This is a genomic window from Fontibacillus forbon (genome assembly GCF_046559655.1).
Classification (GTDB): Bacteria; Bacillota; Bacilli; order Paenibacillales; family Paenibacillaceae; genus Fontibacillus.
In genome coordinates this window covers 716091-741326 of record NZ_JBKGFV010000001.1, presented here as the reverse complement: position 1 = coordinate 741326, position 25236 = coordinate 716091, and the positions used below count along the sequence as shown (strand labels likewise).

25 protein-coding genes, 1 riboswitch and 1 other annotated feature are annotated in these 25236 nt (G+C 50.0%); of the genes, 3 read left to right on the top strand and 22 right to left on the bottom strand.

The features are described from left to right. The first annotated feature begins 8 nt into the window (after positions 1-8). The gene (locus ACLB09_RS03355) at positions 9-917 is read left to right on the top strand and encodes a polysaccharide deacetylase family protein (RefSeq protein ID WP_410768332.1); all 909 of its coding nucleotides are present in this window, start codon (positions 9-11) and stop codon (positions 915-917) included. Positions 918-1262: 345 nt separating this feature from the next. On the opposite strand, the gene serS is transcribed toward ACLB09_RS03355, so the two are convergent. The 3 genes from serS to ACLB09_RS03340 all read right to left on the bottom strand — a co-directional run bounded on the left by serS (position 1263) and on the right by ACLB09_RS03340 (position 3825). Then, on the bottom strand, positions 1263-2564 hold the full coding sequence (gene serS, locus ACLB09_RS03350) for a serine--tRNA ligase (RefSeq protein WP_410768331.1): 1302 nt from the start codon (positions 2562-2564) through the stop codon (positions 1263-1265). 275 nt (positions 2565-2839) lie between these two features. Continuing rightward, on the bottom strand, positions 2840-3127 hold the full coding sequence (locus tag ACLB09_RS03345) for a hypothetical protein (RefSeq protein ID WP_410768330.1): 288 nt from the start codon (positions 3125-3127) through the stop codon (positions 2840-2842). 104 nt (positions 3128-3231) lie between these two features. After that, the gene (locus ACLB09_RS03340) at positions 3232-3825 is read right to left on the bottom strand and encodes a CPBP family intramembrane glutamic endopeptidase (protein ID WP_410768329.1); all 594 of its coding nucleotides are present in this window, start codon (positions 3823-3825) and stop codon (positions 3232-3234) included. A 229-nt stretch (positions 3826-4054) separates the two neighbouring features. After that, positions 4055-4291, top strand: a binding site (T-box leader). A 216-nt stretch (positions 4292-4507) separates the two neighbouring features. On the opposite strand from ACLB09_RS03340, the gene serA reads away from it, so the two are divergent. After that, positions 4508-6097 (top strand): phosphoglycerate dehydrogenase, encoded by a 1590-nt coding sequence (serA, locus tag ACLB09_RS03335; protein ID WP_410768328.1) that lies wholly within the window; start codon positions 4508-4510, stop codon positions 6095-6097. 102 nt (positions 6098-6199) lie between these two features. Here the strand turns inward: serA and ACLB09_RS03330 are convergent, their stop codons facing one another. From ACLB09_RS03330 to ribD, 17 genes are all read right to left on the bottom strand, one after another. After that, on the bottom strand, positions 6200-7636 hold the full coding sequence (locus tag ACLB09_RS03330; RefSeq protein ID WP_410768327.1) for a sensor histidine kinase: 1437 nt from the start codon (positions 7634-7636) through the stop codon (positions 6200-6202). After that, positions 7637-8353: a response regulator transcription factor gene (locus ACLB09_RS03325; protein ID WP_410768326.1), complete on the bottom strand. Its 717-nt coding sequence runs from the start codon at positions 8351-8353 to the stop codon at positions 7637-7639. A 72-nt stretch (positions 8354-8425) separates the two neighbouring features. After that, positions 8426-9688, bottom strand: coding sequence for a cytochrome c biogenesis protein CcsA (gene ccsA / locus ACLB09_RS03320; RefSeq protein ID WP_410768325.1), 1263 nt, complete (start codon positions 9686-9688; stop codon positions 8426-8428). Beyond that, complete coding sequence (resB, locus tag ACLB09_RS03315; RefSeq protein ID WP_410768324.1) at positions 9685-11358, bottom strand: cytochrome c biogenesis protein ResB; 1674 nt, start codon at positions 11356-11358, stop codon at positions 9685-9687. The genes ccsA and resB overlap by 4 nt, the downstream gene beginning before the upstream one ends. Before the next feature lie 21 nt (positions 11359-11379). Continuing rightward, positions 11380-11907, bottom strand: coding sequence for a peroxiredoxin family protein (locus tag ACLB09_RS03310; RefSeq protein ID WP_410768323.1), 528 nt, complete (start codon positions 11905-11907; stop codon positions 11380-11382). A 293-nt stretch (positions 11908-12200) separates the two neighbouring features. Beyond that, the gene (locus ACLB09_RS03305; RefSeq protein WP_410768322.1) at positions 12201-12962 is read right to left on the bottom strand and encodes a pseudouridine synthase; all 762 of its coding nucleotides are present in this window, start codon (positions 12960-12962) and stop codon (positions 12201-12203) included. Positions 12963-13034: 72 nt separating this feature from the next. Beyond that, positions 13035-13568 (bottom strand): spore maturation protein, encoded by a 534-nt coding sequence (locus ACLB09_RS03300; RefSeq protein ID WP_410768321.1) that lies wholly within the window; start codon positions 13566-13568, stop codon positions 13035-13037. Positions 13569-13575: 7 nt separating this feature from the next. Further along, positions 13576-14208 (bottom strand): nucleoside recognition domain-containing protein, encoded by a 633-nt coding sequence (locus tag ACLB09_RS03295; RefSeq protein WP_410768320.1) that lies wholly within the window; start codon positions 14206-14208, stop codon positions 13576-13578. Positions 14209-14238: 30 nt separating this feature from the next. Beyond that, positions 14239-15420, bottom strand: a complete 1182-nt coding sequence (locus ACLB09_RS03290; RefSeq protein ID WP_410768987.1) for a D-alanyl-D-alanine carboxypeptidase family protein — start codon at positions 15418-15420, stop codon at positions 14239-14241. 144 nt (positions 15421-15564) lie between these two features. After that, positions 15565-16053 (bottom strand): GerW family sporulation protein, encoded by a 489-nt coding sequence (ytfJ, locus tag ACLB09_RS03285; protein WP_410768319.1) that lies wholly within the window; start codon positions 16051-16053, stop codon positions 15565-15567. After that, positions 16026-16709 (bottom strand): DUF2953 domain-containing protein, encoded by a 684-nt coding sequence (locus ACLB09_RS03280; protein WP_410768318.1) that lies wholly within the window; start codon positions 16707-16709, stop codon positions 16026-16028. The genes ytfJ and ACLB09_RS03280 overlap by 28 nt, the downstream gene beginning before the upstream one ends. 224 nt (positions 16710-16933) lie before the next feature. Further along, positions 16934-17563 carry an SMC-Scp complex subunit ScpB gene (gene scpB, locus ACLB09_RS03275; protein ID WP_410768317.1) on the bottom strand — a complete coding sequence of 210 codons (630 nt, stop codon included), beginning with the start codon at positions 17561-17563 and terminating at the stop codon, positions 16934-16936. After that, positions 17532-18347 (bottom strand): segregation and condensation protein A, encoded by an 816-nt coding sequence (locus tag ACLB09_RS03270; protein WP_410768316.1) that lies wholly within the window; start codon positions 18345-18347, stop codon positions 17532-17534. The genes scpB and ACLB09_RS03270 overlap by 32 nt, the downstream gene beginning before the upstream one ends. 66 nt (positions 18348-18413) lie before the next feature. Further along, positions 18414-18881: a 6,7-dimethyl-8-ribityllumazine synthase gene (ribH, locus tag ACLB09_RS03265; protein ID WP_114495762.1), complete on the bottom strand. Its 468-nt coding sequence runs from the start codon at positions 18879-18881 to the stop codon at positions 18414-18416. A 36-nt stretch (positions 18882-18917) separates the two neighbouring features. Next, on the bottom strand, positions 18918-20156 hold the full coding sequence (locus ACLB09_RS03260) for a bifunctional 3,4-dihydroxy-2-butanone-4-phosphate synthase/GTP cyclohydrolase II (protein ID WP_410768315.1): 1239 nt from the start codon (positions 20154-20156) through the stop codon (positions 18918-18920). A 25-nt stretch (positions 20157-20181) separates the two neighbouring features. Beyond that, positions 20182-20859 (bottom strand): riboflavin synthase, encoded by a 678-nt coding sequence (gene ribE, locus ACLB09_RS03255; protein ID WP_410768314.1) that lies wholly within the window; start codon positions 20857-20859, stop codon positions 20182-20184. A 13-nt stretch (positions 20860-20872) separates the two neighbouring features. Continuing rightward, positions 20873-22012: a bifunctional diaminohydroxyphosphoribosylaminopyrimidine deaminase/5-amino-6-(5-phosphoribosylamino)uracil reductase RibD gene (ribD, locus tag ACLB09_RS03250; protein WP_410768313.1), complete on the bottom strand. Its 1140-nt coding sequence runs from the start codon at positions 22010-22012 to the stop codon at positions 20873-20875. Positions 22013-22287: 275 nt separating this feature from the next. Then, positions 22288-22486: riboswitch (FMN riboswitch) on the bottom strand. A gap of 167 nt (positions 22487-22653) precedes the next feature. Here ribD and tlp point away from each other — a divergent pair. Next, positions 22654-22878, top strand: coding sequence for a small acid-soluble spore protein Tlp (gene tlp, locus ACLB09_RS03245; protein ID WP_410768312.1), 225 nt, complete (start codon positions 22654-22656; stop codon positions 22876-22878). A 330-nt stretch (positions 22879-23208) separates the two neighbouring features. Here the strand turns inward: tlp and ACLB09_RS03240 are convergent, their stop codons facing one another. Further along, the gene (locus ACLB09_RS03240) at positions 23209-23646 is read right to left on the bottom strand and encodes a peptidylprolyl isomerase (protein WP_410768310.1); all 438 of its coding nucleotides are present in this window, start codon (positions 23644-23646) and stop codon (positions 23209-23211) included. Positions 23647-23814: 168 nt separating this feature from the next. Beyond that, entirely contained in the window at positions 23815-25146 is a 1332-nt protein-coding gene (gene lysA, locus ACLB09_RS03235; protein WP_410768309.1) for a diaminopimelate decarboxylase, read from the bottom strand. Positions 25147-25236: the final 90 nt, after the last annotated feature.

Here is a 25236-nt window from a genome sequence, read left to right as displayed (position 1 = left end):
TGATACACTTGATCAGCAAAAAAATACTGCTGTTTGCGGCTGTTTGTCTGCTTCTGAGCTCATGCGGCCAAAAACAGGCTGCTCCGGAACCTGCTCCTGCAAACGTAGAAAGCACAGCTCCTTCAACGAATGCCAACTCCAACTCCCCGGGCGGAGAGCAGGAACCGGGATCGGTGCAAGAAGAGGAAACGGGTACCCCGCCGTCTGATACGAAGGATCCAAGCTCGAATGAAACCAATCCGGACGGACAGGAGCAACCGGAACCGCCGGCCAGTCTTTACCATATCAACAAAGTTTACAACGTTGTTCCGAACGAGGAAGGGACCGAAAAGAAAGTCGTACTTCTTACGTTCGATGACGGACCCAAGGAGAAAGAAATGATCGATGGTCTCATCGATACGTTGGACAAGCACAAAGCAAAGGCGATTTTCTTCGTCAATGGCTACCGCGTCAAGGCAAACCCGGATCTTTTGAAATTGATTCATGACCGCGGGCAAATCATCGGCAATCATAGTTGGGATCATATCGATCTGAAAAAGGAAACGGAAGCTAACGCCCGCAAGCAGGTCGAAGACGTGCAGAGCATCATTGAGGAAACGATCGGAGAAAAGCCCCGCTTTTTCCGTCCGCCATTCGGCTCGGGGAACGACAAGCTGCATCAAATCGTCGAGGAGAACGACATGATTTACATGACCTGGTCAAACGGCTCACTCGACTGGGATTCCAAAAACAAAAACAAACCGGATGCGGTGATCCAGAACGTTTTGGACCAATTGCATGCCGGCAGCAATATTCTTATGCACGAGCTTCCCTGGACGGTTGAAGCCCTCGACGAACTCCTGACCAAACTGGAGTCCAAAGGATACAGTTTCGTTGACCCGGACACGATATCGGAAAGTCCGGAGGAATCCAAGTAGGGAGTCGAGTTCATGAAACGGTGTATTCGCGAACCGTACCGTCACCGAACTGAACGCCGCCTTACCTAGTTTGCTTCAATTAGCTGGATTTTCTACAGTTAATTCCTCGGACTTCTCAACATTTTATAAAATAGATGGAAAACCTCCAGCTAATCAACCGTATTTCCCAATTAATCAGGGATTGCGGCGGAAATAGCTGGAGGTTTTCCAGTTATTCCATGACAGATCGGTGGGCAGCCCAAAAGCAAAGTTCACTCTCAAGCGATAACATTCCTATCCCGACAGTTTATGGGTCAATACCTTTACTTTACCACTCACCACTTCATCGGCCTGCAGCTCAAGAGATCAGTCGGCCAGCGATTCAACAAGACCGGGAACCAGCGATTCCCTGCCGCCCAAATATTTGCGCAGCGCTTCGGGAATATGGATCGAGCCGTCCTCCCGCTGATGATTCTCCAGGAGCGGGATCAGGATCCGGGGTGACGCGACTGCCGTATTGTTTAAGGTATGACAGTGCACGAGCCGGCCTTCGCCATCACGACAGCGGATATTCGACCTGCGGGCCTGAAAACTGTGCAAATTGGATGACGAATGGGTTTCTCCATAGGCGTCCCGGCTTGGCATCCATGTCTCGATATCGTACTGCTTGTATGTTTTTTGCGACATGTCTCCCGCACAGACCGCCATAACCCGATAAGGAAGCTCCAGAAGCCGGAGCAATTGCTCCGCATAGCCGGTAATCTCCTGATGCAACGACTCCGACAGCACCGGGTCCGGCGCACAAATGATAACCATCTCCACTTTGGAAAACTGATGGACCCGGTATAACCCGCGGACATCCCGTCCGGCCGACCCGACCTCGTTGCGGAAACAGGTCGAGACCGCCGCCAATTTGACCGGGACCGCAGCATCGACAATTTCGTCGCCATAATATGCGATCAACGGCACCTCGGAAGTCCCCGCAAGCCAAAACTCTTCATCGTTGACCGAGTACGCCTGCTCTTTTCCCGTTGGAAAAAAACCGGTGTTCGTCATCTGCTCCCCTCTTACAAGCAGTGGAACCTCGAGCGGAGTGAATCCCGCATCAAGCAGCAGATCCAGCGCAAGCTGCTGAACCGCCCGGTGCAGCAAAAGACCTGGACCTTTCAAGTAATAACTGCGGCTACCCGCTACTTTCACCCCGCGCGGAATATCGATCATTTGATGCATCACCCCGAGCTCCACATGATCTTTCGGATCAAAATTCCATACCGGTAGCTCTCCCACTCTGCGGAGTTCCACATTGTCACTATCGTCCTTCCCAGGAGGCGTATCCGGCGAAGGTACATTGGGAACAAGCAGCATCAACCGGTTGAATTGATCCTCCGCCTCTTCCAATTCCACCGTTAAACGGTCCAACCGACCATTAATGGGCTTCAATGACATTTTCATTTGATCTGCCAGAGGGGTATTCCCTGCTTTAGCTGCCTCAGCAACCTTCCTCGAGCCTTCATTCCTCTGTCTGCGCAAATCTTCGCATTCCTGCAACAACTTTCTCCGCCGTTCATCCCACTCAAGCAATTCTGCCACAGAAACGTCCAGCTTCTTCCTGACAGCCGCTTCCTGCACCAGGGCCGCGTTTTCGCGAATCCAACGAATATCCAACATACTTACCCACCGCTCCTTTTCAGTGTAAAAAAACACAAAGAGCGCCCTCATCCTTGGGACGAGGAGCGCTCTGCTCGCGGTGCCACCCAACTTATTACAGGCAGAACACCTGTAATCACTTGGTTCCGCGATAACGGGCGGGCCGGTTAACTTAGAGAAACCTGAGGTTCCTCTTGGCGAAAACGCCTCCGAGTTGGATGCTCTTCATCGGCAATTTAACGAATTTAAAATTTTCCACATTATAGCGCATCGGATAAGCAACTTCAAGTCACTTCTTACATTCCGTGGCTCACTCCCCAAGGAGATTCACTAATCCCCCACCAAAGCAAAAAAATCATAATCGCGACAAATATGTACAATAAGGAATTGTAAAACCACCGCGTGAGTTTGATTCGTTGGGAAGGAAACATCTCCTTCCGTGTCGGAAGCTCGGCCAGATCGAGTTCTTTTTCTTCCGGGGGTATCTCGGCCCGTAAATAGTCATTGACGCTTTCCAAAGACATCTCAAGTACATCTTTCTCCAGCAAGAAGGATTCAACCGGTTCACGCGGTTCTTGAATCATTTCCGAAACTGATTCCTTCCGAGTTTCGGGCAACGCCATCCGGCGTGATCTGTTTGCGCTGCCTCGGCTTCTTCCATGCCTATCCGATCTGCTCAACCGTTCGTTCATGTTTCCCTCCGATACTTGATAGCTAATCCTGAGATGAGGTCGATGAGAAAATGGCAAATGATCGGTGCCCAAAGGGTACCTGTCTGAACGTAAATGAATCCTAAACCATAGCTGCTGGCAAACACCCAACCTGTCGGAATCCAATGCTTCAGATAACGGATATGGATCGCCGCGAAAAGCACGCTCGTCCAATAGGGGCCAAGTCCATGCTGAATAGCTCCACGAAACAACAGTTCCTCGCAAATGGACACAATCAGGGCGATCAGGACGATATGCCATACCGGCCGGTTCTGAAACAGCATGGTATTAATGCCGCCGTCATCCAAGGCTTCTTCCAGAACAAATTTGGACAGCAGCATGTCGATCAAAAGCATACATCCGGCCAAACCGATACCCCAATAAACAAATTCCGGGTTCACCGGAAACTTTAACACGGTGATCGGGTTTCTCTTTTGAAAAAAAAGAATGATCAATGCGACAAATAAAGCCAAGCCTTGCGTAAAATAAAGATTAATGAGCAGCAAGCGATCATTAAGCTGTGAAGGATCCACCTTCTGAATCTTCACGTTGCCGAATTTGAATTTTTTCATAATCTACGTCATACCCTGTCTTTTTAAAGTATAAGAATAATTCATACAGTAAGCAGTTATTAAATAAAAATTACATCCGTTCGTCTTTAACAGAGCAAATTCGACATTAATAAAATCATAACTAAAAAGAGTGCAGGATTCAAGCGCGCCCCGGCGTGCGGAAGAAGGGCGAACAAATAGTATTGACACCTCTTACCCGGCATGATACATTATGAAAAATTAGATTTCGCAAAATACTGTGAAGGAAACAAAGTCGTCCGGAAGCTCCCAGAGAGCCGGTGGTGCTGCAAACCGGCAGTGGAACGACAACTTTAGCGATCCTGAGTCACTGCGTTGAACTTATTGAACTTTTTAGTAGACGCAGTCGGAGGAAATCCGTTATCATTCCGTCATTATGACAATGAGGCTGTCACCTGCAAAGGTGCGGCGAATTAGGGTGGTACCACGAACAACTCTCGTCCCTTACTACGGCAGTAGTATGCGGATTGGGAGTTTTTTTATTGTTTTCTGCAGACTGCGGAAAAACTTCGGTTTGTCACCCCTTGCCAGGCCCATCCTTTGGTACAGTGTAACGGTAACGGAGAAAAGCGATCAAGTATGGTAATGCTCTACGGACTGTCAGGGAAACTTAACATTCCGGAAAAGCAATCCTATAAACAAAAAAATCAGGAGGCTGGAAATCATGTTTAAAGTATTAGTATCGGATCCAATCAGCGACATGGGGATTCAACAACTTATGGACGCAAGCGATGTAGTTGTGGAGAAAAAGACCGGGCTTAGCGAAGATGAGCTTGTGCAGATTATCGCCGGGTACGACGGTCTGCTCGTCCGCAGCCAAACCAAGGTAACCGAGAAAATTATGGAAGCCGGCAAAAACCTGAAAGTGATCGGCCGGGCCGGCGTTGGCGTCGACAACATTAATCTTGAAGCAGCTACCAAACGCGGGATTGTGGTCATTAATGCACCGGACGGAAACACGATCACCACCTGTGAACATGCATTTGCCATGATGATGGCTCTCGCCCGCCATATCCCGCAAGCCTACGCCAAGACGATTCAAGGAACATGGGACCGCAAATTCCTCGGCGTCGAGCTTCGTAACAAAACGTTGGGCGTACTCGGTATGGGCCGGATCGGCAGCGAAGTAGCCAAGAGAGCGAAAGCGTTCGGCATGGACATTCTCGGCTACGACCCGTTCCTGACCGAAGAGCGCGCCGATAAACTCGGCATCAAGCTTGCTTCCGTCGATGACATCGTACGTAACGCGGACTTCATCACGGTACACACTCCGCTGACTCCGGAAACGAAGCATATGATTTCCCGTCCGCAATTTGAAGTTATGAAAAAAGGGATGCGCATCGTCAACTGTGCCCGCGGCGGCGTAGTCGATGAAGCGGCGCTTGTGGAAGCGATCGATCAAGGGATCGTCGCCGGTGCAGCCTTTGACGTATTCGAGAAGGAACCGCCTGAAGCGGACCATCCGTTCCTGCACAATCCGAAAATCATCGTAACGCCGCATCTCGGGGCATCCACGATCGAGGCGCAAGAAAACGTGGCTATCGACGTTTCGGAACAGGTTCTGCATATCCTGCGCAACGAACCGTTCAAAAACGCCGTGAACATGCCTCCGGTAGCTCCTAGCGTGATGAACAAGCTGCAGCCTTACTTTGGCCTCGGCGAAAAAATCGGCGCATTTGCGGCCCAGCTTAACAATCAGGCCGTTCAGGAAATTCACGTGGATTATGCCGGAGACCTGGCTGAAGTCGATACTCAGCCGCTGACCCGCTACATCATTAAAGGCGTGCTGTCCCGTCATTTCGGAAATGACGTCAACATCGTCAACTCGGTGCATCTCGCCAAAGCCCGCGACGTGAATGTCGTCGTATCCCAGGCTTCGGCAACCAAGGGCTTCACCAATCTGATCAGCGTGTCGCTCAAAACCGAGGATGGCGCAGAACGCCGCATCGCCGGCACCTTGTTGAACGGCTACGGCGCCCGGGTGGTGCAAATCGATAAATTTCCAGTGGACATCGCTCCCGAAGGACATCTCATCTTCATTTCGCATAACGATAAACCGGGGATTATCGGCAGCGTAGGAACCCTGCTCGGCAAGAACGATGTCAATATCGCAGCGATGCAGGTCGGTCGTAAAATCGTCGGCGGCGAAGCGATCATGGTTCTGACCGTGGATAAAGAAACGCCTAAAGAAGTGCTGGATGAGTTAACTAAACTCCCGGAAATCAACAAGGCGCAACAAATTGTTTTCGAATAAATCCTGTTCAAATCAAAATATGTTTCACGTTGAACAAGATTAATCTTTCTGGTTCAACAAAAAAACACCCTTTTCTTAAAGGGTGTTTTTACATTTTTACCTTTATTGCCGCTTTTCGACAGGGAGCAGCATATGAAATACGGTGCCTTTGTTTACTTCACTCTCTGCATATATCGATCCGCCATGGGAATCCACAATATTTTTCACGATCGACAGCCCCAGACCCGTGCCTCCGCTCTCTCCGCGAACTCGAGCTTTATCGGCTTTATAGAACCGGTCGAAGACGAACCGCAAATCATCCGCAGGGATGCCGACACCGCTATCCTTTACGGACACGTGCAGCATGGTCCCTTTAAGGCCGTTCTCGGTCTCTGCTCCAATCGCAATCGTGCCGCCTTCGGGTGTATGGCGGAAAGCGTTATCCAGCAGATTCGTCAGAACCTGCTCCAGCCGATCCTCATTAGCCTCCTGCAAATCCAGGGGACCTTCCCCCAGCTCCAGTTGTAAAATAATCTCGTTCTCCTTGGCTCGCACGAGAAATTTGCGGTAAACCCGTTCGGCCAGCTCCCGGAAATCCATTTCCCGCATCGTCATGTCGGTGTGCCCGGCTTCCATGCGGGCCAAATCCAGTAAATCGCGGACCAGGCGGCCCATCCGCAGCGATTCGTCATGAATGACCTGCACCAGCTCCGCGCTTTCTTCCGGCGAGGCGGCCATGCCGTCGAGCAACGCCTCGCTATACCCTTGCATCATGGATAGCGGGGTGCGGATTTCGTGCGAGACGTTGGCTACGAAATCCCGGCGCATTTTTTCGAGCTGTACTTCTTCGGTGACATCACGAAGCACCGCCACCGCTCCGCGGATTCCACCGTCCGAAGCCAGCGGCGCCATATGCACGGACCAAACGCCTTTTTTCACATGAATGTTCATGCTTTGGTCGCCTTCCTGATCCTGTACGCGGCGAAACATCTGCAGAAGCGGCGTCGGAATTTTTTGCAACGACCCATGGGCCATTTCTGCCGTTTCGGTCTCTTCCTCCGGCAAATCGCTCCACATCTGCAAAATGCGATCCCCCGGCGGGTTGGTCAAAATGACATAACCGCTGCCGTCCAGCGTAATCACGGCGTCATTCATGCTGCGGAGCACGCTCGCCAGGTGTTCTTTTTCATGATTGAGGCTACGGATCGTTCCCTCCAATTCCTCGGCCATGTGATTGAACGTGTTGGACAGAACGCCGATTTCATCGCTTGTCCGCAAGGAAAGCCGGATGTCGTACTTCCCTTTCCGGACTGAATCGGCCGCTTGAATAAGCTGCTGCATCGGTTGGGTGATTTTAGTGATCAAGAACAAGGCAAAGAACGTCGTCAGCGAGAAGCCGATCATCGAAACGATGAGAAACAGTTTTTTGACGGCTCCCGGATTCGTAAAATTCGTATCGATATAGGGGAGAAAAAACAACCCGACAGACAGGAGAACAAATGCTACCAGACAGATGATCGTGATCCACAGCTTTCCGACAAGTGTTCTCAGGAAATTCACTTATTTCGCTACCTCCAGCTTGTAGCCCACGCCCCAGACGGTCGTGATCATGGCTGCGGATTCCGGAGATACCTTATTCAATTTCTCGCGAAGACGTTTCACGTGCGTATCAACGGTACGCAAGTCGCCGAAAAATTCATAATTCCAAACATCCTTCAGCAATTCTTCCCGGGAAAAAACTTTATCCGGCGAAACTGCCAAATAATGCAGCAGTTCATATTCCTTCGGCGTCAGACTGACCTCTTGGCCGCTGGCCGTTACCCGATGGGCATCATGCTCGATAACGAGATGAGGGAACACGATATTGTTGCTCGTTCCGCTTTCTTTGGTCAAATAAGCTGTCGCCGAAGCGCGACGCATAATTGCTTTGACCCGGTAAATCACCTCGCGGGGGCTGAACGGCTTGACGACGTAATCGTCCGCGCCGACTTCAAATCCCTGAACCCGGTTGATCTCTTCCCCTTTGGCCGTCAACATCAGGACCGGAGTCGCCTTCACCTGTCTAAGGCGGTTGCACACTTCCACTCCGTCGATTCCCGGCAGCATCACATCGAGCAAAATCAAACCGTAATCGTTAACGGTCGCTTTTTTCAGCGCAGTTTCTCCATCCTCGGCTTCATCGATTTCATATCCTTCTTTTTCCAGATACATTTTGAGTAGACGGCGAATGCGTTCTTCATCGTCAACTACCAAAATACGGTTTTCTTGATCTGACATGGACAACAACCCCTTCATCATCTTACACTTGAGCTCTGAACGTGGTTCATTATTAGTTAGATTATTATATCATTAGTCTGTGCCCGCATAGGAATGCAAACCTGCAATAATCAGATTGACCCCTACGAGAGTAAACATGACGACTAAGAAACCAAGCACGGCGAGCCAGGAAGCTTTGCGTCCCTGAAACCCCCGGGATAAACGAAGATGCAAATACGCACTGTAGAATAACCAGGTGATAAGGGCCCAAACTTCTTTCGGATCCCAACCCCAAAACCGCCCCCACGCCTGTTGCGCCCAAATCATGGCGAAAACTAACGCTCCAAGCGTAAAGATCGGAAAACCGATCGCGATCGCCCTGTAGCTGATTTCGTCCAAATCATCCGGATCGATGCCTTTCACCGTCGGTGCCAGTAATTTGCTGAGCGGACGGCGGACGGCCAGACGAAGCAGCGCATAGAGAATTACACCGGAAACCACTGCCCATAATACCGTATTGAACTTGCGTCCCGCGCTAGCCCCCTTCATCCAAGACGGAGCTTCGAACAAAGGCTTATCCATGCCCAGAAAAGGCTGAATACTCTCGGCATGGCTGCCATGCGGAGCTACAATCGGCGGCAATTTGTATACTTCTTGTTCTATTTTACTATCTTGCTCTACTTGGCTGTCAATCTTTGTCGCATTTTGGGTGAATACCGCTTCATATCCGGCGGTCCGGAATGCAAAAACAGATACAATAAAGCCCACTACTATAATAATAGAAAAAAGCGTAAATTCAACCCACCTTTTTTGCCGTCGGGAGGATTTGTCGGTTGCGTTAAAGTCGATCGTCCGCAGTAAATACATCAATCCGGCGGCAAAACCGACCGCAAAAAAAGATTCCCCCGTGGCTGCCAAGGTAACGTGAATGTACAACCAGATCGAGCGAAGCGACGGAATCAGCGGTTGCACATCCTGCGGAAACACCGCTGCGTAAGCCATAATAATGATAGCGATCGGAAGCGCGAACATCCCCAGCAGGATTTTGCGGTAAATCAAAAAAACGACCGTAAAAGCTATCATTACCATCATGGACAAAAACGTCATGAACTCGTACATATTGCTCACCGGGATATGTCCGCTATAGGCCCAGCGTGTAATGCAATATACAAGATGCGACAGCAGTCCAAGCGAAGAGGTCGCAAAGGAAATGACGCCCCATTTACGCTCGTGTCGTTTGGGATCGCGGTTTCTCCAGGTTTTCCCGGTTACCGCTACGACATAAAATATAAAAGAAAGACAGTATAAATAAAATGCGACTACAAAAGCCTGCCTGCTGATCTCCAAAAAATTCATGACCGGTTCCCCCCGTTTTCCAATTGCTTCTCATCCACTTCCACATCCATCGTTTTCAGGAACGAAGCTACCTCGCGGCGCAAGCCGAACCAGTTCTTCGCCGTGTGAGCACCGAGGGTCAAAACCCCGTCGTCGTCGACACGCAGCCAGATTCGCCGATGATGCCAGTAGAATCCCATAACCAATCCGAGCATAACGATGCCTAAGCCCAGCCATACGAAAGGCATGACCCGGTCAACACGGATGTTCAGATAGCTGGAAGACTGGATGAAATCCACATCCTCCATCCCGACGACATCCAGTGCAAGCTTATTTTGCAGGCCGCCCAATTTCTCGTTAATGGCATCCTGCTGGAAGCGTTCTTTGTCGATCTGTTTGGGAAAGTAAATATATTGGCTGCCTTCTTCAGGCAAATCCGGTCCCTTGACCACAAACAGAAATGCCGGAGCATTCGGATCCTTGGATTTGGAGATCGGCTGGCCCTGCTCGTTTAAGGAAAAGTCCATGTACTTATTTTTCAGTTCCAGCGTATAGGGTCCGAGTTGATATTCCTGTTGCGGATTCGTCATGTCCAGTTGGAACTTTCCGTATTGTTCCCCCGTCTCCACGTTAACGAGAACCGGTTTTACGGAGCGAAGCTTCGGCGTAAGATCGAAATCAAACTGATACGCTTTAAAGCCTTTATAATTCAAGGGGTCGTTTACCTGAATATCGTGCCGCTCGACCTCTTTCAATTGCGGTTCCTTGGAAGGATCGCCGCAATCCGCCGTACATTCGTAAAGGACCGCTTTGGTCTCAAACAGCTTGGGAACAATTTTACCCGTTCCGCGGAAATCTTCGGACATTTCTTCCTCGGAGTAATATTCAACCGTGAATTTTTCATTTTTCAAATAAAGATTCGTATCGGGGATTTTGGTGACTTCCCCTTCCGGGAACCAGTAGTGCTTATCCACATTCAGACCCGGCAATCCCCGGAACAGCACGGCAAGTAAAAAAATGATCAGACCGATATGAATGACGTAGGGTCCCCAGCGGCTGAACCGTTGCTTCTCCGCCAGGAGGGCAGAACCGTCCGTATGAACGCGGTATCCTTTTTTCTTAAGAGGCTTAACGGCCTGCTGCACCCATGTTGCACCATCTTCCCCTACCGTTCCTTGATAAACCACTTTCTGACGGGTCAAAAACTGCATATGCTTGCGGATTTTTTGTTTTGAAAGCGCTTTGTAAAGTGGAAGCACCCGGTCGAGGCTGCAAATGACCAGCGAGGCGCCGATCATGACGAGCAGCAGGACGAACCACCAGGACTCATACGTATGGGACAACCCCAGTTTGTAATAGATGTCGCCGATCGTTCCGTACTTATCCTTATAAAAGGTAGACGGGTCAAAGTTCACGAAATTGCTTTCCTGTTCGAAAACCGTTCCGAACATCGCCCCAATCAGCGTAAAGATAATCAGATAAATAGCGACCTTTACGGACGAAAAGAAATTCCAGATCTTATCGATGAAATTCGGATTGGCGCGTTGTGACCGCCTGGCCGCGCCGTCATACCGCATCTCCAGCAGTTCGTTGGCATCGCCGTGTTCATCGAGCGGTTTGCCGCAAGCCTCGCATAGAACCGTGCCGACCCGGTTCTGGTGCCCGCACTCGCACTTCGTATTTTTAATCAAAGCAAAGCCCCCTTACCTTCATCAAGGATTCACCAATTGCTTAATTTGGTCATCCAGTGTCGCCAAATTCAGCTCACCTTCATGGATAGAGGCAATTTTACCTTTCTTATCGACAAAGAAAGTCGTCGGCATCGGCACCACGCCGTAATCTTGAACAACTTCGTTATCCGAATCGTACAGGATCGGAAAATCAACGCCAAGCTGCTGTGCGAAGTTCCGCACCGTCATTTCGTCTTCCCCGGTATTGATCCCCAGCACGACCACACCTTGATCCTGCCACTTTTTCCACTGGGCTTGTAGCGCGGGCATTTCATTGACGCAGTAAGTACACCAAGTAGCCCAAAAGTTAATGACCACAGCCTTGCCCTTATAGTCTTCAAGGGTATGTACGTCACCGTCCAGCCCGAGCAGTTTGATCGCGGGAGGCTTATCACCAGTTTGCGGCTTTCCGCTTCCACCGCCGGAAACAGCCGTGCTGATGGCGTAGCCGCCAAGGATGACTATCAACACCAAAATGACGATCTGTACAGGACGTCTCGCCTTCCCCATAACCAACTCTCCTTCTATGACAATTATCATAATCAATGGACAAATAGTGAATATCCTATGAACATTATATCGAAAATTGCCACAGTTTCAGCCAGGGAAAATTTGAATATTATGTGTCCTTATCATTATATAATAATTTCATTATTCTGCAATTTACGGGACAGCGCAGTATAAAAAAACCGCCTTTTGCAAGGCGGCTAGCGTTGTTCCGGTATTCAAAATGCCGGTAAAAATCCTCTCCAGCCATAAAAAGAGGCACAGAATCCGACCGATTCCATGCCTCGTCCTTCTTATTACGATCTGTCCGCCGGCGCAATTCCGGATTTGTTGCCCGCGCTTTTGGCTTGTTTGATCAGCCCCTCAACCTCTTCCTTGGTCAGATGGCGATAAAGGCCTCTTTTCAGGTTACCAAGATAAAGATCTCCGAAAGAAATACGCTTCAATTTGATTACAGGATGCTGAATCGCCTCAAACATTCTCCGCACCTGCCGGTTTCTTCCTTCATAAATCGTGATCGAAATGGTCGATTGCTTCTGTTCAGGATCGATGTCATTGTATTCCACTTCTGCAGGCGCCGTCATGCCATCCTCCAGCATGATCCCTTTCTTCAGCTTGTCCAGTTCGGTTCCATGCGGTACACCCTTCACGGTAGCATGGTACGTTTTGGAAACGTGATGCTTCGGGTGCGTAAGTAAATGGGCGAAATCTCCATCATTGGTCAGCAGCAGCAAACCTTCGGTATCATAATCCAGCCGCCCTACCGGGTAGAGCCGCTCGGTAATGCCCTTCAGATAATCGGTGACGATTTTACGGCCTTGAGGATCAGATGCGCTTGTAATAACACCTTTAGGTTTGTTAAATACAATGTACATCTTTTTTTCAACGCCAATAGTCTTTCCGTTGACGGTTATGACGTCTACAGCCGGATCCGCCTTGGTTCCCAGGGTAGTCACGGTCTCTCCGTTAACCTGCACCTTTCCGCCGAGAATCAATTCCTCACATTTGCGGCGCGATGCTACCCCGGCCCCTGCCAATATCTTTTGCAATCTTTCCATGTTTATAAGTCACCTCATACACATGATACCCATAGGGGATGAAAATCACAATAGCGAGTGTATCGGATAGGACTATCCAAACAAGAACAGACACACGGCAATCGCGGCAATAAATCCGACAACGTCGGAGAAAAGCCCTACTTTTAAAGCATATCTGCCATTTCTGATCCCGACAGCACCGAAATATACGGTCAGGACATACAGCGTTGTGTCCGTACTGCCTTGAATCGTGGAAGCGATTCGCCCGATCATCGAATCGGGGCCGTACGTTTTTATCAAGTCGGTCGTAAAAGCCAGCGATCCGGTACCCGTCAACGGCCTTAAAAACCCTAAAGGCAGAATCTCTGACGGAACCTGCAGTTTCGCCAATAAGGGAGTCATCCAACCGACAAAGAACTCCAGCGCCCCCGAGGCGCGAAATACGCTGATCGCCACCATCATGCCGACTAAATTCGGGATAATGCCGATCGCCGTATTAAACCCGTCCTTCGCCCCGTCAACGAAAGATTCGTAGACGGGGACTTTTTTCAGATGCGCATATAAAGGAATGAAAGCAATCATTACAGGCACGGCCCAGGCGGACAAAATATTGATCCAGTTCAGCAAGAAGGTCTCACCTCTTCAACGATAGTGTAGACGAAGACGGAGGAACGAGCGGAGGCTGTTTCCAGGCATAGCGTTTTCTATACCAACGATCCGCCAATATCGCAGCCAGCGTAGCGATGGCGGTTGCGAGCAGAGTCGAACCGACGATTTCGGCAGGATTCGCGGAATGAAAATTTAGACGTATAGCAATCAGTGTCGTTGGAATCAGAGTGATGCTTGCGGTATTCAATGCCAGAAGCGTACACATTGCCGGCGACGCTGTCTCCTTGTCGGGATTCAGTTCCTGCAGCTGCTGCATCGCCCGGATGCCCATCGGTGTGGCAGCATTTCCTAACCCAAGCAAATTGGCGCTCATGTTCGACAAAATAAAACCCATTGCCGGATGATCTTTGGGAACATCGGGAAACAGGTAAGATACTACGGGACCGAGAATTTTTGAAATGGCTTTGACCAGTCCGGCATCCTCCGCCAGCTTCATGATTCCCAACCAAAAAACAAGAACGCTGATCAAACCCAGACAAACCGTGACGCCTGTCGCCGCCCCTTCAAATGCAGCCTGTGTTACGATGTTGATGTCCCCTTTGATCGCAGCGAAAAGAAATCCTATCAGGATCAGTGCCAGCCAAATTTTATTGACCATCCCATTCCCCCCTATCCTTCAATAGCTGCTCTAGTCTGCAAACATGAGCGCTCTCAGCACCGCTCCCAATGAGCCTGACCACTGAAGCCGCTTATTCATGGATCCGGTTCCGGCAGATGCCGAGATCTGCGTTCCGAAGCTCGGTTTTGACGGCGAACTTTGCCGTTCCTGCCCTTTATCATACACGGGTACGGAACCGATTCTGCTGTTCCCGATTGAAATCTCGATTTCTCCCCGGTATCCGAATGAATCGGTTCCCCCTTTTTTTAGCGCCAGCCTGATCTCCACATCCTCTTTTTCCTGTTCCGTGAGAGGATAACTGAAACTAATGCCTGTCTTTAGATCGTTTTGAACCGGCTGCCCCTCCTCGATTAATGTTTTGAGCGGATATTGGGTAAATCCGAAGTCGAGCAGCTTGCGGTGATCGTTCCAGTCATCCCCGTCATTGATCGTTACGACAACCAATTGCTGACCGTTTCTCGTCGCCGAGCTGACAAGGCATCGTCTGGCTGTTTTGGTGTACCCGGTTTTAACTCCATCCGCCCCTTCGTAAAAACGGAGCATTTTGTTCTTGTTATCCCAGCGGTAATCCCACGGATCATTCGGATTCGGGGCTTTTCTGGACGGCGTGCGCACGATTTCTTTGAATAACGGATTGTGAAGGGCGTAGGCGGTAAGCTTGGCCAAATCATTGGCGGAGGAATAATGCCCTTTGGCGTCCAACCCGTGCGGGTTTTGAAATGCGGTATGCTCAAGCCCGAGCAGCTTCACTTTTTCATTCATCAGATGGACGAAGCCCTGTTCCGATCCGCCGACATGTTCCGCAATGGCTGTCGCGGCATCATTCCCTGAGCGAAGCATCAAACCATACAACATATTTTCAAGGCTCATCTCCTCGCCGAGATGCAGATAAATCGATGATCCCTCTTTTCCGAACGCATTACGGCTAACTTTTACTTTCTCATCGGTCTTCCCGTGTTCTATGGCAACGATCGCAGTCATAATTTTCGTTAAGCTTGCTATCGGCAGCTCCTCGTCCCCGTGGGAACTATATAGAATCCGGCCCGAAGTAACATCTATCAGCGCTGCCGCTTGCGCATGTGTCGACGGCGGTTCCGGCGCCTCTTCCTTCGCCCCCGCCGCCATTGGGAGCGCCAATACCAGGCTTAGCGCCAACAATCCTACTGTTCTTATCTTGGCTGTAATTCTCATCATCTTCTTCCTCCGACTCTCGCTTGTGCGAACTAGTAAATACTATATGCTCCCGGACACGGGAGTATGTCCAAGCCTCCGCTTAATCCTACGTGTAATTATGTCAAAAAAAGACCCCTCCGGGGTTCCGGAAGGGAACGGCTTTTAAACATACGTCTGCGTAGTGGCTCCCGGCGGAATAACCGCTTCCGGATGGATCGGTACTCCTGCGCTTCCGGTCGGTTGCGATTCACTGTTAGCGGGGATCATCGACTGGATTTTATCGACCAGAATCGGTACGGAATCGATAATTTTTTCCATCAGATGGGTTTGATTATCCAATGGCACGATATGCACTCCTTGTTTACCTACCACCAGGAATGCGATCGGATTGATCGAAACGCCGCCGCCGCTACCGCCGCCAAACGGTCGGGACTTGCCCCCCTCGGACGAGGTTCCGCTTTTCTCCTGTTTATCGTCAATGTTGAAGTCGCTGCCCCCGGCCGCAAATCCGAAGCCGACGCGGCTGATCGGAAGGATCACGCTGCCGTCCGGCGTTTCGACCGCTTCGCCCACGATTGTATTCACGTCGACCATGTCCTTGATGTTTTCCATTGCCGTTTTCATTAGCCCTTGAATAGGATGCTCAACCACTTCTTCACTCCTCCTTTCACTTTTAACACGCGAACTATGAGTACCAGTCCAGCATATATAGCATATCCGCAGCGGATTTCAGCTATGCAGTTCAGTTCCGTGGAAAATAACGGTGGGCTTCCGAATACAGGTACGACAAATAACTTGGGTCGCTGCCGTAAGGAGATATGATAAGAAAGCCATCCGATCAGCGTAGTCTTCAATCCCCATAATGCCCCGGTCAGCGTAGCCGTATGCGCCGCGTCCGTAAGCGCAACATTCGTGGACCACTCCAAACTGAGAAAAGACACGCGGCGAAGCGTCGCGTTTGCCCATTTTTTCAGCCCTGCAGTTGCCCGCAAAATGTTGCGAAACTGGTCCGACCAATAGTTCACTTTATCCTTATCAATTTCCTGTTCCTCGGCTGAAGTGTGAGTTTTGAGAAAATTATCGACACGATCATTCTCGACCCACAAGCCCTCTTGGAGATTGTTCAGCCCGAGCGCGGGAATTTGATAATGAAACGTAAACAGCCCAAATAATAACGATACATCGATCAAAATCAATTCGTCCTTATTTTCCTTTTTGGCTTTCAATTCAATCCTAATTTTGGAAATCAAGATCAAAAACAGGATCAGCAGCAACAGGACCAGGATGACTCCGAGCCAAATCCACACGGGAGTGCCCTCCATGCTATTATCAGATAACAAGCTCTGAATAGTATGGCATGGTCTACTTTAAATAATTCCAAGTTTGGCATTTTGTAAATCTCCGGATCGGGAAAAGGAGCTTGATCAGGAGCTTACCTCATTCGTCATGAATGCAAAAAAGCCACCCTAAAAAGGGTGGCTGCTACGATGATCTTGTACAATCATGTACTTCAATCTTGTGACCGACTAGCTCAGTCCGCAGGTTCTTCTTCCCGTTCCGGCTTGTCCACATCATCAAACGTGAGCTGCTGCTCCTCCAGCTTCTGAAACAACAACTGCGTCTCTTCCTCCAGATGCTCCGCACTTTCGAAATCGGCTAAATCCGGCAAGTCCTTCAAGCTGGCCAACCCGAAATAGTCCAAAAATGCTTTGGTCGTTCCGTATAGGATTGGACGGCCAATCGCCTCCGCCCGGCCAACTTCTTCAATGAGATCCTTGTTAACCAGCGTATGAATCGCCCGTTCCGATTTTACCCCGCGAATCTCTTCCACTTCAATGCGGGTGATCGGCTGCCGGTAAGCAATAATGGAAAGTGTCTCAAGTGCCGCTTGGGACAAGGTAGAACGGGAAGGCGAATAGGCCAGTTTCTCGAAATAAGGGGCATGCTGCGGTAACGTTGCGAGCTGGTAATTCCCTGCAATCTGGACAATTTGCAGCCCACGTCCCTCCCGTTCGAAAGAGTTCTTCATGTCGAGCAGCGCATCGGTAATTAAATCCTGTCTCTGCTCGGTTACTTCCGCCAGCTGCTTCGGACTGATTCCCTCCTCGCCCGCGAGGAACAGCAATCCCTCAATAATCGACTTCAATTCCTGATATTTCATCTGCCTTTCCTTCCCCTCTCCACTCCATGACGATATCATCGAACAACTTGTTCTGATAACATACGATTTGTTTCATTTTCATTAATTCCAGAACCGCGAGGAACGTGACGACAATTTCATGCCGATACATTTCCTGATGCAACAGTTTGGAAAATAGCAGTCTGCCTCCCTTACCCACGCGTTCCAGCGCGGAGACGACTTCCTTGATCCGGTCCTTGACCGAAATTTCATCCCGGTGGATGCGGGCCACCGCGTTTCGCTTGACCGCTTTCCGGATCGCTTTCTGGAATACCGCAATCAAGTCCGCGGCATGCAAGCCCTTGACCGGATTTTCTTCAATCTCGGGTAAATAAGGCGTCAAATCCTCAGGCTCCTTGGAAAAAATCAGGCTGCGCTCCCATTCGCGCTCATGAAGATGCTCGGCAATCCCTTTATATTTGCGGTATTCGATCAGCTGGCGGATGAGTTCATCTCTCGGATCTACATCCTCCTCCATCAAATAATCGAAATCATCGTCAAACTCGATCACTGGCGGTTTGGGCAGCAATTGCTTGCTCTTCATCGACAGCAAGGTAGCCGCCATGACGAGAAACTCGCTGGTTACTTCCAGCTCAAGCTCCTGCATATTGTGCAAATATTCGAGGTACTGGTCCGTAATTTCACTGATCGATATTTGGTGAATGTCGATCTCCGCCTTATCGATCAAATGCAGAAGGAGATCCAGCGGTCCTTCGAACGTTTCCAGCTTGTATAATACGGTCGTCAATGAACATCCTCCACCCATAGCAAAACATAGCTTATAAAGAAAAATGCAGTACCCTGAAAAGAAGGGTACTACATTAAATAAGCACTATTTTAGCTGATTCGTCAAGTTCGCCATTTCAATCGCCGCCATAGCTGCATCCCAGCCTTTATTTCCGGCTTTGGTTCCGGCACGTTCGATCGCCTGTTCGATATTTTCGGTCGTCACTACGCCGAAGATCGTCGGAACCCCGGTTTTCAGGCCGATCGCGGCAACCCCCTTAGCGACCTCGTTGCAGACATAATCATAATGCGATGTGGAGCCGCGGATGACGGTCCCCAGCGTAATGACCGCGTCGTATTTGCCGCTTTCCGCCAGCTTTTGGGCGGCGAAGGGAATTTCGAAAGCGCCCGGCACCCAAGCCACGCTGACCTCTTCATCCTGGACTCCATGACGCTTCAGCGCATCCAGTGCGCCGCCAAGCAGCTTGCTTGTAATAAATTCATTGAACCGTCCCACAACAATCGCATATTTTAACCCGCTTGATACTAAATTACCCTCAAATACATTCATCATATGAATTCCGTCCTTTCACGAATAGAAATTATTTATTTAAACTTCGGAAGACTCGTTTTGTTCCAGATCGTCAAACTTTAACAAATGACCCAGTTTGGCCTGCTTTGTGTGTAAGTAGTTGGTATTATCCGCATTCTCCTTCATTTGAAGCGGTACGCGCTCCACAACCTCCAGACCATAGCCTTCAAGGCCTTTAATCTTGCGCGGATTGTTGGTCAGAAGCCGAATCTTTCGGACGCCAAGGTCCTTCAAAATTTGCGCCCCGATGCCGTAATCGCGCAGGTCGGCCGGAAAGCCGAGCTTCAGGTTGGCGTCCACGGTGTCCAGCCCCTGCTCTTGAAGTTTATAGGCCTTCAGCTTGTTGACCAGGCCTATACCGCGGCCTTCCTGACGCATATAAAGGAGAACCCCGCGGCCTTCCTGTTCAATTTGCCGCAAAGCCGCTTCAAACTGAGGGCCGCAATCGCAGCGGTGCGAATGGAATACGTCTCCAGTGAGACATTCCGAATGAACGCGCACCAGCACCGGCTCATCTCCGCCGATCTCGCCTTTGACAAGGGCGACATGCTCTTTGGCATCGACGTCATTGGTGTATGCAACGGTCCGGAATTCGCCGTAATCCGTCGGCATGCGGACTTCGACTTCCCGGTTGACCAGCTTTTCTTTCTCATTGCGGTAATGAATCAGGTCTTTGATGCTGATCAGCTTCAGATCAAACGTCTTGGCGATTCCCACCAGATCGGGCAGTCTGGCCATCGTTCCGTCTTCTTTAATGACTTCGCAGATGACGCCGGCCGGATAGGCCCCGCACATTCGGGCAAGATCCACCGCGGCTTCCGTATGGCCTGCCCGCCGCAACACCCCGCCTTTTTTGGCGATCAGCGGAAACATATGGCCCGGCCGGCGGAAATGAGTCGGCTTTGCCTCCGGATCCATGATCCCCCGTACGGTCAAAGACCGTTCATAGGCGGAAATGCCCGTCGTAGTGTCCTTATGATCGATGGAAACGGTAAAAGCCGTCCCGTGAAAATCGGTATTTTGCGCAACCATCGGCTGCAACTCCAACTCATCCGCCCGCTCCTGAGTAATCGGCAGGCAGACCAGGCCGCGTCCCTGGGTGATCATAAAATTGATGACCTCCGGTGTCGCTTTCTCTGCCAAGGCCACAAAATCGCCTTCATTTTCCCGATCCTCGTCATCGACAACAATGATCACTTTGCCGCGCATTAATTCATAAATCGCTTCTTCAACGCGGTCCAGTTGGATGTCGTTCATGATAATCCCCTCCAAATCGTTAACATTAAGCAAATCCGTGCTTCGAAAGAAATTCAAGGTCCAGGCTGCTTTCGTTCCCGACCCGATCACTCTGCATGCCGCTTTGAGCCGATCCGTAATTCAACAAATGCTCCACATACTTGCCAAGCACATCGCATTCGATATTCACCGTATCCCCCGGCCGTTTAAAGGCCAGGACGGTTTCCGCGAGCGTATGAGGAATGATGGAGACGGAAAATCGTCCTTCCACAGCTTTAACGACCGTTAAGCTGATGCCATCCAAAGTAACCGACCCCTGGGGGATAATATATTTAAGCATCGATGACTTTGCCGGTTCGATCTCATAAACGACCGCATTTTGATCGTGACTCGTATGCAGAATCGTCCCGATCCCGTCTACATGGCCTTGCACGATATGACCGCCAAACCGTCCACCGGCAGCCATGGCCCGCTCCAAATTAACCCTGCTGCCCTGTTTTAGGTTCATCAGGTTCGTATGGCGGTAGGTTTGCGGCATGACATCCACGGTAAATGAGGATTTATCAAAAGAAATCACCGTAAGACAAACTCCGTTGACGGCGATACTGTCCCCTAGCTTTATCCCGTCCGTAACAACCCGGGCCGAAATGCCGAGCAACATTGCCTCTCCTTGGCGACCGACCGACTTCATCGTGCCGATTTCCTCCACTAGCCCTGTGAACATAAACTTCCCTCCTTTACTCGGCGTTATTTGAATCTTGAATTTCAGCGCCGCTGTTAAGCCAAACCGGAGTGCCTTTAATACATACATTGTCGCCAATTTGCTCCACTTCGAGACCGGATAAAGTCACAGCGTCCGCCATCCGATCATAACCTTCAAACATAAAGCTGCCCGGCGCATGAAGGCCGCCGATCAACTTCGGCGCAAGAAACATCACGACCTCATCGGCCATTTGCTGCTCAAGCAACGAGCCGTTCAATCTCCCGCCGCCCTCCACCAAAATGGAAGAAATTTCGCGCTCCCCCAGTTGAGTCAGAGCCAGCTTCAAATCTACGCTTGGACCATCGCCGCAAATCAGCACTTCGATACCGCGTTCTCTTAAAGCGTCCGCTTTGTCACCATCCGCCTCAGACGTAGTCAGCAATAGTGTCGGGGCCAAACCATCGTTAAGCACTTTGCTGTTTAGGGGGATCCGCAGCGTCGAATCGGCAATGATACGCACCGGCGACAATCCCGGGACCGAAAGCCGGGTCGTCAATTGCGGATCGTCCGCCAGAATCGTACCGACACCGACCATAATCCCCTGATGCCGGTGACGCATCGTATGTACGATGTCGCGCGCGGCAGCATTCGAAATCCACTTGCTGTCCCCGGTTCTCGAAGCGATCTTGCCGTCCAGTGTGCTTGCCGTTTTGATCGTGATGTAAGGCAATCCGGTCGTAATGTACTTGATGAACATCTTGTTTAGGCGAATCGCCCGATCCCGGAGAATGCCGGTAACCACTTCGATGCCTTTTTCCCGCAGCATGCGAATCCCCCGGCCTGCCACCAGCGGATTAGGATCATCGCAGGCGATGACGACCCTGCTTACCTTTTCACGGATCAACCGTTCGGAGCAAGGCGGCGTCATTCCATAATGGCTGCATGGTTCCAAGGTGACGTAAACGGTACTCCCTTCCGCTTGCGATCCGGCCATATTAAGCGCATGAACTTCGGCATGCGGCGTTCCGCGTTTCAAGTGGCTTCCCAAACCAACGACAGCACCATCCTTAACCACTACCGCTCCAACCACCGGATTGATTCCGGTTTGTCCTTGGGCGCGTTCCGCCATTTGAAGCGCAAGATCCATATAGTATTCATCATCGATATTTTGCAAATCTCTCCCCCCTCTGCCGTGGAATAACACAAAAACCCTGCCGGAGCATTCCGGCAGGGTATATGAGAGTAATTTTAAGACAATAAGACAAGCAAGCATACGAAAAAAGAATGTGTCAAAACAAGACTATGACAAATCAAGCCGTCTGCTATCCCCAAAAAAGCATCCATTTCACTCATCATACCGAAGTTGTGAAAATAAACACTAAGTCGGATTGCTTACTTATGTTGAACACAAGTGTAAGAATCTGCTGAATTCTTCCACTTTATGTTCTTCGTCTCCTTCTCCCATCCAGACTATACTGTCGGTCCCGGAATCACACCGGCTCAGCCATATACGGCACTAATAGCGTATACGGGTCACGGACTCATGCTCGCCCCGTTTCAATCCATCTGGCATTAGCCAAATGAAATGTCTTAATCGGAACTCGCCATCACCGTCGGTAAGGAATTTCACCTAACCCCGAAGGAATGCTATTCAATTAGTTAGACCTTGCAAAACGAATGTTATCATTAACCCCCCTAAAAATCAAGGACATTACCTCACACTCGTCACAGAATAAAAAAGGGGATCGTGAGCGAAAATAATCTCGAAACACTTCAAACAGATCAAAAATATCACCAACCGGGAGGAATTTATTCGTGGCAAAACCAGACGACCGTTCCGATAACGTTGAAAAATTGCAGGGAAGCATTCAAAATACGATTCGTAATTTCCGGGAAGGCCAAGATTACTTAAGCGAACATGCCGATGAAATTTCCGGAGAAGAGAAACACCAGATTGAAGAAAAGAACGCCAGACGTTTGAACAGCATCCGCGGCTTCCGCGAGGAAGTCAAAGACGAGGCGTCAGAGCAACAGCAATAGTGTCTTTCGAATGGAAAAAGGTCGAGCAGGGGAAGAAATTTCTTCCCCTGCTCGACCTTTTTATTAGACAGCGGGCCCGCTAAGCTTAGTTTAGCTAAGCTGCAATGAAATTAACTGCAATTCCTACAGCTAATTTGATGCTGCAACCTTCTTCTTGCAGATTTACTGTAGAACCTCCAGTTATTTTCAACCTTTTAGCGGATATGGTGCAATATGCTGCAAATTAGCTGGAGATATTCCAGTTGTTTTGGCTGAAAGAGCTGAAAATAAAAAAATAACTGGATAAAATCCAGTTATTTTCCTAAACTCAACACAGAAACGATGCGATGCTTAAGCTTCGTCCCAAACGCTGACTTCTTTCATTTTGTCGCCAGGGCGAACCTGATCGACAAGGTCCATGCCGGAAGTCACTTTGCCGAATACCGTGTGAACCCCGTCCAGATGCGGCTGAGCTTCATACACGATGAAGAACTGGCTGCCGCCGGTGTCTTTGCCCGCATGGGCCATGGACAGTACGCCGCGCTCGTGTTTCGACGTGTTCGTGGCGGTTTCGCATTCGATGGTGTAGCCAGGACCGCCCGTTCCATTTCCGATTGGGCATCCACCTTGGGCAACAAAGCCCGGAATAACGCGGTGGAATGTAAGGCCGTTATAGAAACCGGAATTTGCCAGTTTCTCGAAATTTGCTACAGTTCCAGGTGCTTCTTCAGGCAGAAACTCGATTTCCACTTCTCCGCCTTTTTCCAAAACGATTTTCCCTTTTTTCATATCGGTCACTTCCTTCTTCGTTATACGATCAAACTTAAGACAAACCTATTCCAGTTTACTATGAAATGCCGCCCGTAGCAAAATTAACGGCATAAAAAACAGCATCTTCCGATCCAAACTTACGCCCGGACCGGAAGATGCTATCCAAATCAAGCTGCAATACGGCTATTACTTAAACGACGGTTGCTTTGCAATCCGCTCAGGAATGACATCGCATGCCGTAATATCTTGCAGCGATTCCCGTTTGACGACCAGGTCGCTCTGCCCGTTTTGGACGAATACGACCGCCGGCCGGCGAATCCGGTTATAGTTGCTGGCCATCGCATAGTTGTATGCCCCTGTGCAGGCAACGGCGAGCAAATCGCCGGATTTGACTTGCGGCAGTTCCAAATCCCAGATCAGCATATCGCCGCTTTCGCAGCATTTGCCCGCGATGGAAACCGTCTCTTCCGCGGCGTCACGGCCGCGGTTAGCCAGCATAGCTTCATACTTGGATTCGTACAACGCCGGACGAGGATTATCCGTCATTCCGCCGTCGACGGAAACATACTTGCGCACGCCGGGGATATCTTTGCTTGTGCCTACTGTATAAAGCGTAGTGCCGGCATCGCCGACGATGCTGCGGCCCGGCTCCACCCAGATTTCCGGCAGTTGCGGATAAGACTTTGCGAAGGACGATTTTACCGCATCCGTAATCGCCTTAACATAATCGGAAACTTTCAGCGGCGTGTCTTCAGCCGTATAACGAATTCCGAAGCCGCCGCCCAAATTGATGACTTTGAAGACGACATTCAGCTTTTCTTTCACATGAAGCGCAAATTGCGCCACCCGCTCCACAGCCAACTGGAAGCCTTCCACTTCAAAAATTTGCGAACCGATATGGGAATGCAGACCAAGCAAACGTAGGTTCAGACTGCGGGAAGCAAGCTTCACCGCTTCATACGCAGAACCGTTACCGATATCGAAGCCGAACTTCGAATCCGTTTGGCCCGTTGAAATATACTCATGCGTATGAGCTTCAACGCCAGGGGTTACGCGGAGCAAAATATTAACCGTGAGGCCTTTGTCTGCGGCCAGTGCTTGCAGCATGTGCATTTCAACGAAATTATCAACGACAAAGCAGCCGATATTGGCCTGGATCGCCATTTCAAGTTCTTCAGGCGTCTTGTTATTCCCGTGAAAATGGATTCGATGCGCAGGGAACCCTGCTTCAAGGGCCGTAAACAATTCCCCTTCGGACACGACATCAAGGGACAGTCCTTCTTCTTCGGCCAGCCGGCACATCGCCATCACGCAGAACGCCTTGCTTGCGTAAGCGACCTGAAATTGCAACCCCGATGCCCGGAACGCTTCCATGTATTCACGGCATCTTTGCCGGATAAGCGCTTCATCCATAATATACAGCGGAGTGCCGTACGTTTCTTTCAATTCAACTGTATCGCATCCGCCGATTTCAAGGTGGCCTTTAGGATTGATTTTGCTGGTACCGTGTAAATACATCTATGCAGTCCTCCACTTTCAATTTTCCACCAGTATAGCAAACAACGAGAGAACTGAAAAATGGATTTTTGTGAATATCATTTGTGTTTT